This window comes from Chitinibacter bivalviorum, assembly GCF_013403565.1.
Classification (GTDB): Bacteria; Pseudomonadota; Gammaproteobacteria; order Burkholderiales; family Chitinibacteraceae; genus Chitinibacter; species Chitinibacter bivalviorum.
The window spans coordinates 1072245-1085686 of the sequence record NZ_CP058627.1 but is presented as its reverse complement, the minus strand read 5'-3'; the positions used below and the strand labels follow the sequence as shown (position 1 = coordinate 1085686).

The 13442-nt window shown below is 49.8% G+C and carries 24 protein-coding genes; 8 read left to right on the top strand and 16 right to left on the bottom strand.

Going from position 1 to position 13442, the window contains the following annotated elements; translation table 11 throughout:
* Positions 1-7: 7 nt before the first annotated feature.
* From HQ393_RS05080 to HQ393_RS05070, 3 genes are all read right to left on the bottom strand, one after another.
* Entirely contained in the window at positions 8-616 is a 609-nt protein-coding gene (locus HQ393_RS05080; protein WP_218871298.1) for an Lcl domain-containing protein, read from the bottom strand.
* Positions 617-738: 122 nt separating this feature from the next.
* Entirely contained in the window at positions 739-903 is a 165-nt protein-coding gene (locus HQ393_RS05075; protein ID WP_179357758.1) for a hypothetical protein, read from the bottom strand.
* Positions 904-906: 3 nt separating this feature from the next.
* Positions 907-1758 (bottom strand): H-NS histone family protein, encoded by an 852-nt coding sequence (locus HQ393_RS05070; protein ID WP_179357757.1) that lies wholly within the window; start codon positions 1756-1758, stop codon positions 907-909.
* A gap of 108 nt (positions 1759-1866) precedes the next feature.
* Between HQ393_RS05070 and HQ393_RS05065 the strand changes: the two genes are divergently transcribed.
* Positions 1867-2067 carry a hypothetical protein gene (locus HQ393_RS05065; protein WP_179357756.1) on the top strand — a complete coding sequence of 67 codons (201 nt, stop codon included), beginning with the start codon at positions 1867-1869 and terminating at the stop codon, positions 2065-2067.
* A 3-nt stretch (positions 2068-2070) separates the two neighbouring features.
* On the opposite strand, the gene HQ393_RS17895 is transcribed toward HQ393_RS05065, so the two are convergent.
* The 8 genes from HQ393_RS17895 to HQ393_RS05025 form a co-directional block, all read right to left on the bottom strand.
* On the bottom strand, positions 2071-2955 hold the full coding sequence (locus tag HQ393_RS17895; protein WP_179357755.1) for a RecT family recombinase: 885 nt from the start codon (positions 2953-2955) through the stop codon (positions 2071-2073).
* 6 nt (positions 2956-2961) lie between these two features.
* Complete coding sequence (locus HQ393_RS05055) at positions 2962-3897, bottom strand: YqaJ viral recombinase family nuclease (RefSeq protein WP_179357754.1); 936 nt, start codon at positions 3895-3897, stop codon at positions 2962-2964.
* Positions 3894-4040 carry a hypothetical protein gene (locus HQ393_RS05050; RefSeq protein WP_179357753.1) on the bottom strand — a complete coding sequence of 49 codons (147 nt, stop codon included), beginning with the start codon at positions 4038-4040 and terminating at the stop codon, positions 3894-3896. Before HQ393_RS05050 ends, HQ393_RS05055 begins: the two co-directional genes overlap by 4 nt.
* Positions 4037-4267, bottom strand: coding sequence for a hypothetical protein (locus HQ393_RS05045; protein WP_179357752.1), 231 nt, complete (start codon positions 4265-4267; stop codon positions 4037-4039). The genes HQ393_RS05050 and HQ393_RS05045 overlap by 4 nt, the downstream gene beginning before the upstream one ends.
* Positions 4264-4521 (bottom strand): hypothetical protein, encoded by a 258-nt coding sequence (locus tag HQ393_RS05040; RefSeq protein ID WP_179357751.1) that lies wholly within the window; start codon positions 4519-4521, stop codon positions 4264-4266. The genes HQ393_RS05045 and HQ393_RS05040 overlap by 4 nt, the downstream gene beginning before the upstream one ends.
* Before the next feature lie 456 nt (positions 4522-4977).
* Positions 4978-5355, bottom strand: a complete 378-nt coding sequence (locus HQ393_RS05035; RefSeq protein ID WP_179357750.1) for an Lcl C-terminal domain-containing protein — start codon at positions 5353-5355, stop codon at positions 4978-4980.
* Between the two features lie 60 nt (positions 5356-5415).
* On the bottom strand, positions 5416-6018 hold the full coding sequence (locus HQ393_RS05030; protein ID WP_179357749.1) for an HNH endonuclease: 603 nt from the start codon (positions 6016-6018) through the stop codon (positions 5416-5418).
* Between the two features lie 316 nt (positions 6019-6334).
* A complete protein-coding gene (locus HQ393_RS05025; protein ID WP_179357748.1) occupies positions 6335-6748 on the bottom strand; it encodes a hypothetical protein in 414 nt (137 codons plus the stop codon).
* 76 nt (positions 6749-6824) lie between these two features.
* Between HQ393_RS05025 and HQ393_RS05020 the strand changes: the two genes are divergently transcribed.
* Positions 6825-7265: a hypothetical protein gene (locus HQ393_RS05020; protein ID WP_179357747.1), complete on the top strand. Its 441-nt coding sequence runs from the start codon at positions 6825-6827 to the stop codon at positions 7263-7265.
* Between the two features lie 148 nt (positions 7266-7413).
* On the opposite strand, the gene HQ393_RS05015 is transcribed toward HQ393_RS05020, so the two are convergent.
* Genes HQ393_RS05015 through HQ393_RS04995 form a run of 5 tightly spaced genes read right to left on the bottom strand, consistent with a single transcriptional unit; the run spans position 7414 to position 10056 of the window.
* Positions 7414-7746: a hypothetical protein gene (locus HQ393_RS05015; protein ID WP_179357746.1), complete on the bottom strand. Its 333-nt coding sequence runs from the start codon at positions 7744-7746 to the stop codon at positions 7414-7416.
* Positions 7743-8048 carry a hypothetical protein gene (locus HQ393_RS05010; RefSeq protein ID WP_179357745.1) on the bottom strand — a complete coding sequence of 102 codons (306 nt, stop codon included), beginning with the start codon at positions 8046-8048 and terminating at the stop codon, positions 7743-7745. Before HQ393_RS05010 ends, HQ393_RS05015 begins: the two co-directional genes overlap by 4 nt.
* Positions 8049-8108: 60 nt before the next feature.
* Entirely contained in the window at positions 8109-9116 is a 1008-nt protein-coding gene (locus tag HQ393_RS05005) for a hypothetical protein (protein WP_179357744.1), read from the bottom strand.
* Positions 9101-9559, bottom strand: coding sequence for a DUF6932 family protein (locus HQ393_RS05000; RefSeq protein WP_179357743.1), 459 nt, complete (start codon positions 9557-9559; stop codon positions 9101-9103). The genes HQ393_RS05005 and HQ393_RS05000 overlap by 16 nt, the downstream gene beginning before the upstream one ends.
* A complete protein-coding gene (locus HQ393_RS04995; RefSeq protein ID WP_179357742.1) occupies positions 9556-10056 on the bottom strand; it encodes a hypothetical protein in 501 nt (166 codons plus the stop codon). The genes HQ393_RS05000 and HQ393_RS04995 overlap by 4 nt, the downstream gene beginning before the upstream one ends.
* A 17-nt stretch (positions 10057-10073) precedes the next feature.
* On the opposite strand from HQ393_RS04995, the gene HQ393_RS04990 reads away from it, so the two are divergent.
* The 6 genes from HQ393_RS04990 to HQ393_RS04965 are packed head-to-tail and all read left to right on the top strand — an operon-like array spanning position 10074 to position 13342.
* Positions 10074-10277, top strand: coding sequence for a hypothetical protein (locus tag HQ393_RS04990; protein WP_179357741.1), 204 nt, complete (start codon positions 10074-10076; stop codon positions 10275-10277).
* Between the two features lie 32 nt (positions 10278-10309).
* Entirely contained in the window at positions 10310-10630 is a 321-nt protein-coding gene (locus HQ393_RS04985; protein WP_179357740.1) for a CII family transcriptional regulator, read from the top strand.
* Between the two features lie 3 nt (positions 10631-10633).
* A complete protein-coding gene (locus tag HQ393_RS04980; protein ID WP_179357739.1) occupies positions 10634-11614 on the top strand; it encodes a DUF1376 domain-containing protein in 981 nt (326 codons plus the stop codon).
* Positions 11595-12380 carry a hypothetical protein gene (locus HQ393_RS04975; RefSeq protein ID WP_179357738.1) on the top strand — a complete coding sequence of 262 codons (786 nt, stop codon included), beginning with the start codon at positions 11595-11597 and terminating at the stop codon, positions 12378-12380. The genes HQ393_RS04980 and HQ393_RS04975 overlap by 20 nt, the downstream gene beginning before the upstream one ends.
* Position 12381: 1 nt before the next feature.
* Positions 12382-12834: a RusA family crossover junction endodeoxyribonuclease gene (locus tag HQ393_RS04970; RefSeq protein WP_246307957.1), complete on the top strand. Its 453-nt coding sequence runs from the start codon at positions 12382-12384 to the stop codon at positions 12832-12834.
* 13 nt (positions 12835-12847) lie between these two features.
* Positions 12848-13342 carry a helix-turn-helix domain-containing protein gene (locus tag HQ393_RS04965; protein WP_179357737.1) on the top strand — a complete coding sequence of 165 codons (495 nt, stop codon included), beginning with the start codon at positions 12848-12850 and terminating at the stop codon, positions 13340-13342.
* Positions 13343-13442 lie beyond the last annotated feature (100 nt).

The window sequence follows — 13442 nt, the reverse complement described above, 5'->3', positions numbered from 1 at the left end:
TAAATGATTAAATGGCTAATCTGCGGACGGCTCGGGCACGGAACTCGTTAGTCTTGAAGTAGTTAGTCTGGTTGCCGTTGTCTAAATACTGAATCCATGCATAATTCGAATCCGAAGCGTGCTGAGTAGACGTCCAGTACCACTCGGTTTCGAACGCTTCGTCACCGCCTTCTTGAAAGGCTTCAGCTTGGGTCTGTGCTGGTAATTCAGGCGTGTATGGGCGGGTTGGCTCAATCGCTGAGACGTTGATACCTGCGCGGCCGTACTGCGAGTTTTCGCGCGCAGTTGGTTTCAAGTTGCGGTAGATGATCTCCAGCTCATCTTGCGACGGGATATACCAGTCGTCATGGTCAGCAATGCGCAGGTCCCGCGCCCATTGCGCTAGCTCACTACCGGCCTCGGCCATTGCAATCGTGTTGGCGAGACCATCGTTGTACGATTTGGCGCCAGGCACATCTTGATAATCGGAGATCCATTCTTTCTCGGTTTCGCCCTCAGCTTTTGGGGAGGCGATCAGCGCAAAGGCTTTGCCGTCGATCATAATGCGGCCAGCGTAAAAGCCGCCGCCCATTGAAGTGCCGAGGATTGGGGTGATTTCTGCAATAGATGATTTCATTGTGATTCCTTTGGGTGTAAAAATGCCCTCAGAAGAGGGCTATCGTTTATCAGTCTTGCCGTGGATTGGTGCACGCTGCTCAAGCTCTCGCTTGTATGCCAACATCAGTCTTTGCTGGTCGCTCATGCTGCCTCCTGAACCAAATCAATGACGTTTTTTCGGGAATCTGAAGGTAGGTGCGACAGCACTAATGCCGCTTCCAATTCTTTAATCCGCACATCTGCAGCCTGTAGCTGCTGCTCTAACTGTTTGATGCGGGATTCCTCTACAGATATTTGCTCAGACATGTTTTATTCCTTGTCGGATTGATCTTCGAGCTCTTCAAGCGTACCGCCATTGGCGACCCAGTCTTGTATCCATGCTGGTTGACGGCCGCGACCTGTCCAAGTCTGGCTTGGGTCGTTCGGATTGCGGTATTTGACCAATGAGGTGACTGTTTCGGACTGTTGTTGAACATCGGTTTGATTGTTTTCAAATGCTTCAGCATGGTGGTGCTTCCAGCCTTTGACCCAAGCAATGCACAGCTCACCCTTCAGGATCGGGCAATCGCTCTCCAGCTTGCCTTCCTCTGCTGCGGCATAGCCATCATTAAAAGTCTGCTCAAGTTCTTCTTCGGTTACGGATTCAAAGCCAGGTGCGGGGAGTGCGTAGAATTCAGCGTCGACAACATTAGAGTCATCACTGCGCTTTTCATCCATGCCGCCACCATCGTTATCGTGGTACTCATGACCAAGATCTAGGCCGCGTTGATCCGATTCGCCAGTAACTTCATCCATGCCGCCAGTGTGATCACCGGGGTTGGCGACGACGACCAAAACAGCTTTGCTGCTGGCCTCATACAACTGGTGAAGGTTTGGAGTAGATGCACCAAATTTAACCACGGCTTTAACGCCATCTTTAATCGTGATCTGCTCCAGATCACCCGCAACCACTGTACGGCCAGCGCTGGCGAGGGTGTGCACAGCCATTTTGATGTTCGATTCAACGCGATTACGCAAGCGATCAATCACATCGTCTTGCTTGGCCTTTGATAGTTTCTGCCAAACATCAGGCAATAAGCGGATTTCCTGCATTAACGCATTCAGCAAGTCTTTGCCGACTGTTTCTGTGGTCATGGTGCGAAAGTCTTGAGGGGCATTCATGGCGGTTTCCTTTTGGGTAATAAGTGGCGTCAAAAGTACGGCTAAATTGCGTTTCTTTTCGCTGGGTTGTAACTCCCGTATCCTCAAAAGAAATCCATGGAGAACGGAATGTCTACAACGTCATACGAGTACAAAGGTCACACCATTCAGATCAATACATCGGAGCGCAAAGGCAGCTGGAATTGGGATTTCACAATTGATGGCACTCACTACTCCGAATCAAGAGAACGGCCATTACAAAATGAGCAGATCATATTGGACGAGGGAAAAACAGCCGCTGAGCGTGTAGTAGATCGAATGGTGGCGTGATAGTTACTGTGGAACGTCCTCTTCAGCTGCGTTACCAGCCGGCGCTTGAGTTGTCGACTGTGCACGTAGCATCTGGAGTCGAATGCGGCGAGCTCCGGTATATTCGTCACGGTCTGCTTGCGTCATTTGCATGCTGAGCTGATCGAGCTCCCCCAGTTCTTCTGGTGTTTGTACCTTGTTCAATCGAGCAATGATTTCTTCTAGCGTGATGGTGTTAATCACGCGCGCCGTGCTTTCGATTGATGCCGCTTTTGCCGCGGCACGTTCTTTTGCTGACTGTGCTCGAGTGCCAGGCTGCGCGTTTTGGGTCGTCGCAGTCGGTGTTGCTTGAGGCGTAACGTCGATTTCTTCCAGCTCGTCTGGGGTGTAAACGCCGAGAATCGCACCTGGGCAGAATGCGCGGCACCAGTTTTTCACTTGAAGGTAGCCTAGTTGCTGCTTAGGGTTGGTTTTCCATAGTGGTGAGTTTTTGGTGGTGACCTTCGATGCGCTCAGCCACTCGCCCCAAGTAATTTCCTTCTCACCGGTCAACGTCGCACCAACGCGGCATGAAACATTTTCACCTTCACCTTGGTATTCGTAGTGGAAGCGACTAGAAACTGCGCCAGATGACTGAGCTACTGCATTGACCAGCTGCGCTTCATAGCCCAGCACACCATTCACCAGGTGAGTTTTTTGCGCCACGGCAAAAGGGTTCATGCCCCACTGCACAGCCTGCATCACTACGGCAAGACAATCGCCAGAGTTTTTCTGTAGGTGCTTTGGCACAGTACTGATGCCTGTTGCCATGATATTGGCGACAGACATCATGTTGTTGAGGGTTTGAGTATCAAGAACTAGCGCCGCAGTTGATGTATCTTGCGGTGCGAAAGTGGGGAGATTTTCCATGGTCTGTTATTCCTTCGGATTCTTGGTGTAGCGAAAATCAACGTATTCAGTGGCTTCTACGCTGAAGGCTTTCTTTTTAATGACCTTACGGGTGAAGGCCGTGCCATCGGGTAGCTTAGCAATGGCGGCATTGCCCATTAGGTGCAGGATGTGGTTTTTTGCACCTTCTGCTACTTTCTCGTACAAGGCCTTTTGCTCTTTAGCGTCGGCCATGACTTGCTGCCAGTGTTCGGCGGTTGCAGGTAGCTCAATCGTTGATCCATCTGTACCTGGATAAAGGCGATCAAGTAGGGCGCCAGTGGTGGGGTGATTGAAATCCATTTCAGGTGCTTTGCCTGACTGAACTTGCTGCCAGAACGTGCCTTCTACCTTGATCATTAAGGCAATCAGCTCTTCGTCGCGCACAATGTGGTAAATGCGGACTTCAGGCCCAGCCAGTAGCACGGCCAGATCGATCTGATCGGCACCAGAGACAGCCAGATAGTGCATGCACTGGAAGAAGTAGTGCTCTGGCACTTGGTCGGTGCCGCTAGGCCCCCACATCGTTTTATCAAGGAATCGGCCAAGTGCTGTTTTGCACTCCAGCAGGCGCTTGGTGCGCAATTCACCTTTATGCGCTGGCGCTTTGCCATCCAGCGAAACAACGCGATCAAGATTGCCTAGCATCCATGGGTGATCGGGATGCTGCAGTTGATTGTTGAAGCGTTGGACTTTGAAGCCCGTCTGGTCTTGGTATTCCTTGGCAACAAAGTCTTCAAGATCAATGCCAATTTTGACGGGCAACTTATCGCCAATATCTTCGGCTTCAAGCTCTTGGCGTTTTTCCAAGTACAGCTCATAGGCTGTTTTATATGGGTTTGCGCCCATGATCGTGCCAGCATCGCTGCCGCCAATACCCTTCATGCGTTGGGCTAGGAATTCTTCACGCGTCGGTGCGTTCATGACGTTACTCCATGAATGAGGGAGGCAAACCACATCAACACTGCAATGGCCGCCAAGATGTAAAACAGCAGAACGATGATCGAAAAAAAGCCCGAGGAATCCTGCTCGGGCCGTGTGTCTTTCCAGAGTTTGAGTGGGTTCATTGCAGGGGTACCAAAATAGGAAGTCCGTTGTAACGACGAGCCGTGTAGCGATAACCACGGGCTAGGCATTCATGAATAAAAGCAGATAAGGTTTGGTCATCATCTGCCAGCCATTTCTCAAGAAGTTCGCGCTTTACTGGGCAATGGTTTCTGGTCGCTTCTGCATCAAGCAACGCCTCCAAAGAGTAGAGCGATGCGATGCCAAGCGAGTATGGGGAGTTAATCATGCGGCCCTCCGTTCATAGCGTTCGGCTTCATCAGCTTCGCGTTCTTCTTTAATCGCATCCCAGATCTGCGACTCAATTTGCACTAGTTGGTCGCGATTGATGATCGATGAAATGTCATCACCATGAAGTGTCTTGATTTCAGTCACTTCCAGCGACGCATCCCATGAAGGATCAGTTAAACCACCGTTCTGTGCCGGTTCGTAATCAATTTCAACGTTGAGCTCAACGTCTTCTAAGTGACAGCGAAAAGACATTTGAATTCTCCAAAAAAATCCCCGCGACCGTATCGCTACGGGGCGGGGAACACAGGGAGGAGTACAAACAAGGAAATAAACTCGCCAATGAATGCACTTTCTTGTTTGTACTGGAAAGGGTGGCCGATTCAGACTATGCCTTGCAGCACATCGGCCTGCTGTTGAGAGGTAGAGCACGATGTTGCGACCTTAGGAGCGCACATCGTAGAGCCTTGTCGGGTTTTGCCTGGTACACCTTCCCAAGCTGCGGCTATGCGACGGGTCGAAACCCTGTGCCGCTGTTTGCAAATTCCATACACAGATCATCATCTAAAAATGACAAGGCTCAACGATGCAGACTCGATACATCGTGAAGTGTCCTAACCAAAAAGCCATTGTACTGATTGAAGGTTCAAGGAATAGGTCAAGGCACTTCACGATGCCAGCTTTTTCAAGCTGGCTAAAATTGATAAATGACTAAATAGGTAATCTGCGGACGGCTCGGGCACGGAACTCGTAAGTCTTGAGGCTGAAACTCTGGCCGCCGTAGTCGAACTCCTGAGTCCATGCACAACCTGAACCCGAAGCGTATTCTTCGGCAGTCCAGTACCAATCTTCTTCAAAATCTGATTGGGTATTAACCCACTGCAACCGAGCTTCTTTGCGATTTGGTAGCGCCAGACCAAGCTCTTTCGCCCAGCCCATTGCCTCCTTCCATGTTGCAGCTTCAAGCTGGTGGCTTGTATTGATCAGGTGGTAGCTCTCGCCATTGTCGCCGATCATGATGCCTGCGTAGGATTCGCCCTCGGCCAGCACAATGGCTGGAAATAATGCTTTCAGTGCTTCGTTCATCATTGCTCTCCTGTTAAACCAAAACAACCTGTTCCCAAGCCGCTTTGGTTTGCCTGAATCGATTTAAATCGTTGAGTATTCGTGCAACTCTTTCTTTGCTTTTAGGTAGGCGGAATGTGCTCCTTCTGGCGTTTCAAACATGCCGAGATATTTGCGCTTCCCGTTGACTTTAATTTGAGCCACCCATTTGTTTCTTTTTTGATCCCAGATTGCACCAAGCATTTTTGACCTTCCTCTGCCTGTTCTTTGGTTTTGTAGATTTTGCGAGGGAGTAGCCAGCCTCAGATTGGAAATACGGTTGTCCATCCGATTCCCGTTGATGTGATCAATCTGGCGAGATGACTCTGGAAGTTCATTCAACACATAGAGAAACGCAAGCCTGTGGGCTAAATATGATTTCCCTTTTATGCGAATTTCAATGTACCCGTTACTCCTTAAATGGCCGGCGGTACGGCCTGAACGGACATTGTTTTTATTGCGGCTTATCCAAATGAATTCACCGCTCTCTGGGTTGTAGCTTAAGCAGCTTTTTAGCTGCTCTTGTGTTAACGCCATAAAATTGGCTCCAAAATAAACCAAAAAAGCCTGCAGTTTTGAAGGTTGTTTTGGTTTGCATGGATCGTGTCCCATGCCAGACATATGCGTCGTGGTCGCATACCAACTCATCCAGCAATCTTGCGCCGCTGGCTGGCGCTGTCTCCGTCATTTCGTTCCACTGCGATTTAAGGCCAGTGCCATCGTGCAGCCGTGCCAGTCGTAGGCCGTACTGCACGCGCATCCCGATAGCGGGGCGGAGAGTTTGTTTCCGGTTGAGTTGTTAAAGAGCGGTGCACGGTTTGGTGTGCTGATGGGGTTATTAAACACCATGTTTATTGTTATTGCAACGCAGTGTTTAATTTTATGTAAACAATTTGTGTAATTCATTGTTTTTGCTCGTAAAAAAACCGCCCGAAGGCGGTGGAATTTCCTGACTTGGTTCAAGTTAGCTGCATGATTTCTTTCGCTTTGGGTATACCTCTTTAGAGAGTTTAATTACTGCGGAGCCAAACTTATCCAAAGGATTGGATTTGCAGTAATTATTCAGCCAGGCCAATCTTTGATCATTGCTGTAGGAATCAAAAATATTGCATGTGTCTTTGGCTTGCGCGTTGTAACCAGTCATAAATCCTGCAATAAACATTACGTATGGATATATTGCCTGTGTGTATTCAGAAGAGCCAAGGCCGTGTGAGGTTGCTCTTTCCATTGTACTAACGAACTCTGGGCACTCAACTCCTCCAACTCCGCCACCGACAACGAAATTGCCGTTTTTATCCTCAGCGTTAGCTATGGTTGGGATAGTAAGTTGGTGCACTAAAGCAGTTATGAGGAACAATTTCCTGCCAAAATTCATCATGATTTCACCTGACTAATTCGATAAGCAATCTTAATCCTAGCCTATACTGGCAGCCAGTTATCGAACGGAATTCCTCATGAAACCAACACTTTTCCTCAGTTTCTTCATCTGCTCGGTCGCCTTCGCCTACCCACCAGAAGCCATCAACCAAGACGTTACCCAAGAAACGATTCAGCAAACAATCTGTGTGTCTGGCTATACAAAATCAGTCCGGCCTGCGACCAGTTATACCAATGGCGTGAAAAAGCTTCTGATGGAGCGGCAAGGTATAGATTGGAAAGATGCTGACCAGTACGAGCTGGATCACCGCATCCCACTGGCGCTCGGGGGGCATCCACGAAAACTTGAAAACTTGATGCTGCAGCCATGGGAAGGAGAGGGCGGTGCAAAGGAAAAAGACCGCTTGGAAGTGAAGCTGCAGAAGATGGTTTGCCACGGGCAGTTGGATTTAGAGGCTGCACGTAGCGCCATTTATGACAACTGGCGCACGGCATATCAGGCTTACGTGAAGAAATAGGCAACAAAAAACCCGCCGAGGCGGGTTATTTATTTAAGGAATTTCTCTAAAAGCTGAGCGATTGTCTGACCCACTTCGGTAGCGCCAAGCGCTGCCAGCATCATCGTGACACCATATCGCCAGTCTTTTAGAAAATTTCGGATGATTTTCATTTTGCGTGGATAGCGATGAAATAGGTAGCTGCGACTAATGCACCGCTAACGGTGACAACCAGACCTGTCACGTAGGTAACGACTCGCCAAGTTTGTGCGGTCAACTCACGATGCAAATCTTCTTTAGTTGCCATGGTTTTTTCGATCACTGTCAGACGCGCATCGACTTTATGCAATGCGTCACGTGTTGAGTCTGCGGCTGTTTCTAGCTTGCTAATTCGTTGTTCCATATCGCCATTATAGCCTCCGCCATCGCCACCGTGACCATTATTAAATTTATTTCGCACCACATTATCCTTCGGTGCCTCATGAATTTTCTCTGCACTCATGCTGGTAGCTCGTTATCTTTGACGGGGGGGTATGGGTTTTCATCGACCCACTTTTGGACTCTTTTGTAATTGTATTGGCGCAAGAAACCACAATTAACGCATTCGGCGACCAAGACTGGATAAAAAAAACGTCCAGTCGCTAATGGCTCTCCAGTGGGTGTGAGTTTTACCGAAGAAAATGCAAACGGGGTGTTGCTCTCACCATCCCCGCGATAGAGAGTCCATTCATCCGATTGGCAGCAAGCGCACTTTAAATCAAAGCCTTTTTGCGTCATAAAACGCACAACATCATCAAAGGTCACAGCCCTTTTCCTCGCCAAACTACAAGACAGAAAACTATCGGATATCGCAGTTGATGCGGGTTAATTATCCGACGTTTGTTTATTAAACAAATCTTCAATTGCAACTATTTCAGAAGATGGGATGATTTGCTCAACCTGCATTAATCGTGGAATCCCACTTGGGCCTGCCTCATATTGCCCACGCACAACAACTTTATGGTTTAGCCATTCACTTGCATTGGCTGCATTCATCTCGTTGAAAATACAACGAACTGTTTGAACGCCTTCAACGCCTCGAATCTCAAAGCGCTTTGCATCAAGGTCAATTTCTCGAACCACACCTTCAAAGTCGCCACGCTTGGTCTCAAAGGTTGGACGATCAATTGCTGATCGTAAAACCTTGCGGCTTTGTGGGGTTAAGGCTTCTCTGTGTGGATCGCCTTCGATATTGCTGAAAGAAACACGCTCAATGCCTTTTCTTCCTGTCGGAGCCAAGTTGTAGGCTGCAACCAATAACGCATCTCTTACTGCCGGGTCTTTAACTTCATTACGGATATCTTCATTGATTTCATTGGCATCAACATACTGAGGCACTGAGGTTAAAGTGCGCATAGCCTTTTGGACCTGAATAAACAGGGGATCAAGGGTGCCATCCAATTCAATTTGTGAGCCAATGCCACGATGTGCATCAAGCTTAACTCCGACAATCAGGCTCCCTTTGGCAAGTCCAGACAATCGAAGGTCAACGCCTTCTGGCCAGTGTGGGCGTTGATCAACTTGAAGGCCAGAGAGAGCCTTGACTAGCTGCTTGATGTATTTTTGTAAATCGCCAAATAAACCCGAGACCAATTGGACTGAGGGCGTGCAATCATCGACAGCATTCCCCTCATATCTAGTTACCAGATCAGAAGAGTCCATGACGCGAGCCAAGGGCATTTCTTCACGATAAATTTGCGATATTTTGTTTTGATATTGAGCACGTAATCTATTCAAGTCGAGATTGCTGCCCTGTGCTATGGATAACGCGGCCGCCATTTGGTCGAGCAGGATGGCGACGCGCCGCTCTGTTTGCTCTACCCAAGTGTCCATGATTCCACCTTTATAATTCCTCGCCGATCTTTTTCATTAAGGCCTTTGGTTTGTGCTGTTTTAGGGCCAACATATTGAAAAAAAGCCACAAAATCACTATTGCCAGGCATGTTTGGATAATAGTCGACTCGGTACTCATTATGCCATCGCTGCCGTTCAAGAAACAAAGCCAGTGCAGCTAACATTTGCTCTTGGCTACGGCCACCTAAATCAACGGTCAGTTCAATGTCGCCCGGATTTGGCTTGTCGCTAAAAAAACTGCCAGCCAAGTATAAGGGCGGATGCAGGTTTGCTGCTATGAAATGATCCCGGAGAAACCGAATCAAATCTTGCCAAAGCAGTTCTCGATATTGGCCTGAGCAAAAAGCATGAGCCACCGCCTCAAGTGAGGCGGTGTGAATTCCCGCTGGCAATAAGCCGCGCTCATCAAGCGGTGGGATCATTTATCTTTATCGTCCAGTAACGCCTTGATGGCGTTTGCAATCCGAGAGTTAGGGTCTGGGTTTTCACTGTATTTCAACAACATTTGCCCAACCGAAGATTTGGTTGATTCATCGGTTTCATTTAAGCGCTGGCTGAGCAAATTCAACAAATCGTCCACCGAAGGCGGATGCGTCTCGGATGGTGCACTGTGATAGACAGGCTCTGACACTGCATCCGTTTTCATCGGCCCAGTGCCGCTGGCGAGCCATTCGGCATGAACATTGAGTGAACGCGCTAAGTCGGTCAATTTTGCCTTGGGTACTCCGCGTTTTTGCCAATTGGTTATGGTTTGCGGCAGCTCATTCACAAGACGAGCCAAGTCACTATTCCCTTTAACTGAAGGGTCTTTGCTTTGTGCAGCGCTAAAAAGGCGTTCGAATGTACTTTCCATATTGGTTGACATTACACGACTTAAACGGCTTGTTGTTAAACGTAGTGTTGCATGTTGTGTAAACATGGGGTTTAATCCTGTGTATGAACGCACATCTCAGCACTCTCATTATTCGTATTGCAGGCGGCGATACCGCGTTTGCAAAATTAATTGGACTTGATCCGTCAAAGCCAGGGGTACAGCAGCGCGTCCACAATTGGAAAAGTCGTGGCATACCTTCTGCGGTAGTTCTTGAGAACTACCAAGCGATTACGGCTTTAAAAAATCAAGTCACCCCATCAACCTAACCAACCGGAGGCCGCCGGCTGGCGGTTAAGTCATGTCCACATCATTACAGCAGGCTCAAGAAAGATCACGCCAGATCGAAAGCCAGCTATTGGCGAAACTGGCGGAGACTGGACAAGTTCAAGTAGCCGACAGAATCGGCGTCGATCAATCCACGATCAGCAAGTGGAAGAAAGACAACCATTTCCTTGAAATCGGGAAGCTGCTCACGGCGCTAGGGCTGAAGTTGGCCGAGGAGAACGACAAGGTCGTCAATGAATGCGACATGGTCGTTGAGCCATCGGAAATGGCCGCGCTCAAAACACTGGCGCGTAAATATTTGCTGGCCGATGAGCTGCGCGGGCAGAGGATTTAACGAATGACATCGCAACCACTCACTGAAAAAGATTGCGATCTTCGTGATTTTGCATTTCTTCCGCTTGACGTGGTGCGTCTGCGTGATTCTGATTTTTCTGCGCTTACTGACGGCGAAGAGTTCCGTGCTGGCATTTTGCTTTGGTGCGCGAGTTGGCATCAAGTGCCTGCGGCCAGCCTGCCCGATGATGATGTTGTGCTGGCCCAATTGGCTGGCTATGGGCGCGTCGTGAAGGAGTGGAAAAAAGTTCGTAATGGCGCGCTACGTGGCTGGATTAAATGCTCCGACGGCCGTTTATATCATCCTGTGATCGCTGAAAAAGCGCGTGAAGCCTATCAGGCCAAGTTGGTTCAACGCTGGAAAACAGAGTGTGCACGACTGAAAAAGCATTGCCAGCGACATCAGCTCGAATTCAATCCGCCTACTTTTGAGGACTGGCTGTCCCAGCAATGTCCTAGCACTTGTCCCGAAATTGTCCCTAGGGACAATCAACGAATGTCCCCGCAATGTCCCTCGGGAAACACCATCCAAGGGACAGGGATAGGGACAGAGACAGGGAATATAAATAACTACTCCGTAGAGACATCATCGTCGAATCTACCTGCAGTGGTAAGCGAACCCGACCCGACGACGACGGTGACCCAAAGCCGAATGACGGAATTTGCCGTCTTGCTCCGAAACCGTGGCGCATCAGTCACCCCTGCAGACCCGACCTTCGTCGGTTGGGTCAAGGACGGCATTACCGACGCCCAAGCACTGCAGGCCTTGGACTTGGCGAAGGAAGCCCGAGAGGCGAAGGCGTCCAACCAGCCAATCAGCGCCAGCTACCTCGACACGATTCTGCGCAACAGCGTGTTGTCTGCGCCAACGCAAGCCACAGCCAAAGGCCGTGACGCAGGTCGAGCGGCTGCTGCTAAGTCGATTTTCAAGCCCGAACACATTGCGCACCTGATGGGAGACTCCAATGAACGCGCCATCAACTGAGTTTGCACAGCCCCTTGCCGCCGCTTGGGTAGAGCGGATTTTCATGCGTCTGCATGGCCGTTTTGGAAACCCATTTTTGGATAAGTTTCGAGCTGGGCAACTGGCATCAGACGGCGAAGACATCGGGGTTAAAAACGCCAAGATGGTCTGGGGCGAAGAACTCGCGGGATTGAGTGCGGACGATTTACGCCTTGGTTTAACAGCGAAATTTAATTTTCCACCCAGCTGCGATGAATTTCTTGCCGCCTGCCGTCCTGCATCAACCCTGAACGTTGATGCCTTGCTCTACGTCGCAATCGACTGCATGAGTGCACGGCGTAGCCGAATGCCTGAGAACTGGCCTGATGCACGCACATTTTGGGCTGCCGTGAATATCGGCAATGATCTGCTGCTGTTGCCTGCTGAAAAACTCAAAAGCCGCTGGGCTGCAAGTTACCAACGCGCAGAAGACCGTGCCAACGATCCAATTCCACCTGCGGTTAAGCCTGAGTCATCGCTGCCCGCGCCAGGTAAAACGACGATCAGTCGTGAAGAAGCGGCAAAGCGTACTGAAACGCTGAGCGCAGCTGCAAAAGTCGGAAGGCCTGCGGCAACGATGTACACCAGATGGGCGCACGATATCGCCGAAAAACCGGAAGGCTTGCCCATGGTGACGCTGGAAAAAGCAGTGAAGGCTTTCGTCGCATGGGGGCAGCAAATTCCAGAGCGCTTGGTTGCACATGTTTGCGAGCGTGGCCTGCAAAAACTTTTACCGGAAGGGGTGTGAAATGCAAAACCAAGACATGAATCCGCTTGAATTTTTCGTACCTGGTGCGCCTGTTGGCAAGGGCCGTCCGAAGGCGACAACCCGCGGCGGTAAGTTTGCGCACCTCTACACGCCAGAGAAAACCGTCGCCTACGAGGGCTTGATTGCACATGCTGCTCGTATGGCCATGGGCGAGCGCGAATTGATCGAAGGTCCAGTCATGGTGCAGATGGACATCCGTGTTCCCATTGCTGCTAGCTGGTCGAAGAAAAAACAGGAACTAGCGCGCCAAGGCGAAGTGATGCCAACCAAGAAGCCCGATATCGACAACGTTGAAAAAGCCATCTTCGACGGGCTCAACAATGTGGCGTGGAAAGATGATGTTCAGGTGGTTGAGGTGTCAAAGCGCAAGCGTTTCTCTGACGTGCCCGGCGTTCGTGTGCGTATTACCCCATTAGCCAAGCAGGCTGCTTGATCGAGGCGACACCATGCAATTTTCCAGCATTCAGGCCTTAGTCGGCTGGGCTTTCCAGATCGAAACCGTTTCTGGCGCCAAGGTGCAAAAATTCGCCGAATCGCAAGCGCCTGCATTCGGGGAAATGACGTTTCACGACCAGAAAACCCAAGCGGCCTATGTGATGCTGAAAATCAACCGATTGCCGGCCGAGGAACGCGCTGTACTCTGGGCCCTGCACGTTGGCCGTGATACCGAGATGATGTTTTTAGCTGCGAATACGCCGCATAAGTTTGGGCTCAAGACTGATTTGGAGCTGATCCGCAAATGGGCGACAGGCGAGGGGGCAAGCTACGCAGCTATTGGTCGAACAGTTGGTTGTGCCGACAATACGATCAGTCGCTACGAAAGAAATCACATCATTCCGCGGCTAGAACGGTTGAGTTTATTGGCCTATGCAACACTTGAAATTCAGCATCGCAGCCTTTTGCTAAGCGTGGAAAATGAGCGGGAGCTGACCCTTGCTTGACAATAGGGTGTCGGATAACTACCATATTTGCAGACGGAGAAGTTACGTCCAAAGTTTATGAAGCCACCCTAACCGGTGGCTTTTTTCATTTCTGAGCCTC

Bases quoted from the DNA above. Each gene is read 5' to 3' on its own strand.
- HQ393_RS05080 (WP_218871298.1), bottom strand. From the start codon at position 616: ATGAAATCATCTATTGCAGAAATCACCCCAATCCTCGGCACTTCAATG.
- HQ393_RS05075 (WP_179357758.1), bottom strand. From the start codon at position 903: ATGTCTGAGCAAATATCTGTAGAGGAATCCCGCATCAAACAGTTAGAG.
- HQ393_RS05070 (WP_179357757.1), bottom strand. From the start codon at position 1,758: ATGAATGCCCCTCAAGACTTTCGCACCATGACCACAGAAACAGTCGGC.
- HQ393_RS05065 (WP_179357756.1), top strand. From the start codon at position 1,867: ATGTCTACAACGTCATACGAGTACAAAGGTCACACCATTCAGATCAAT.
- HQ393_RS17895 (WP_179357755.1), bottom strand. From the start codon at position 2,955: ATGGAAAATCTCCCCACTTTCGCACCGCAAGATACATCAACTGCGGCG.
- HQ393_RS05055 (WP_179357754.1), bottom strand. From the start codon at position 3,897: ATGAACGCACCGACGCGTGAAGAATTCCTAGCCCAACGCATGAAGGGT.
- HQ393_RS05050 (WP_179357753.1), bottom strand. From the start codon at position 4,040: ATGAACCCACTCAAACTCTGGAAAGACACACGGCCCGAGCAGGATTCC.
- HQ393_RS05045 (WP_179357752.1), bottom strand. From the start codon at position 4,267: ATGATTAACTCCCCATACTCGCTTGGCATCGCATCGCTCTACTCTTTG.
- HQ393_RS05040 (WP_179357751.1), bottom strand. From the start codon at position 4,521: ATGTCTTTTCGCTGTCACTTAGAAGACGTTGAGCTCAACGTTGAAATT.
- HQ393_RS05035 (WP_179357750.1), bottom strand. From the start codon at position 5,355: ATGATGAACGAAGCACTGAAAGCATTATTTCCAGCCATTGTGCTGGCC.
- HQ393_RS05030 (WP_179357749.1), bottom strand. From the start codon at position 6,018: ATGAGTTGGTATGCGACCACGACGCATATGTCTGGCATGGGACACGAT.
- HQ393_RS05025 (WP_179357748.1), bottom strand. From the start codon at position 6,748: ATGATGAATTTTGGCAGGAAATTGTTCCTCATAACTGCTTTAGTGCAC.
- HQ393_RS05020 (WP_179357747.1), top strand. From the start codon at position 6,825: ATGAAACCAACACTTTTCCTCAGTTTCTTCATCTGCTCGGTCGCCTTC.
- HQ393_RS05015 (WP_179357746.1), bottom strand. From the start codon at position 7,746: ATGAGTGCAGAGAAAATTCATGAGGCACCGAAGGATAATGTGGTGCGA.
- HQ393_RS05005 (WP_179357744.1), bottom strand. From the start codon at position 9,116: ATGGACACTTGGGTAGAGCAAACAGAGCGGCGCGTCGCCATCCTGCTC.
- HQ393_RS05000 (WP_179357743.1), bottom strand. From the start codon at position 9,559: ATGATCCCACCGCTTGATGAGCGCGGCTTATTGCCAGCGGGAATTCAC.
- HQ393_RS04995 (WP_179357742.1), bottom strand. From the start codon at position 10,056: ATGTTTACACAACATGCAACACTACGTTTAACAACAAGCCGTTTAAGT.
- HQ393_RS04990 (WP_179357741.1), top strand. From the start codon at position 10,074: ATGAACGCACATCTCAGCACTCTCATTATTCGTATTGCAGGCGGCGAT.
- HQ393_RS04985 (WP_179357740.1), top strand. From the start codon at position 10,310: ATGTCCACATCATTACAGCAGGCTCAAGAAAGATCACGCCAGATCGAA.
- HQ393_RS04980 (WP_179357739.1), top strand. From the start codon at position 10,634: ATGACATCGCAACCACTCACTGAAAAAGATTGCGATCTTCGTGATTTT.
- HQ393_RS04975 (WP_179357738.1), top strand. From the start codon at position 11,595: ATGAACGCGCCATCAACTGAGTTTGCACAGCCCCTTGCCGCCGCTTGG.
- HQ393_RS04970 (WP_246307957.1), top strand. From the start codon at position 12,382: ATGCAAAACCAAGACATGAATCCGCTTGAATTTTTCGTACCTGGTGCG.
- HQ393_RS04965 (WP_179357737.1), top strand. From the start codon at position 12,848: ATGCAATTTTCCAGCATTCAGGCCTTAGTCGGCTGGGCTTTCCAGATC.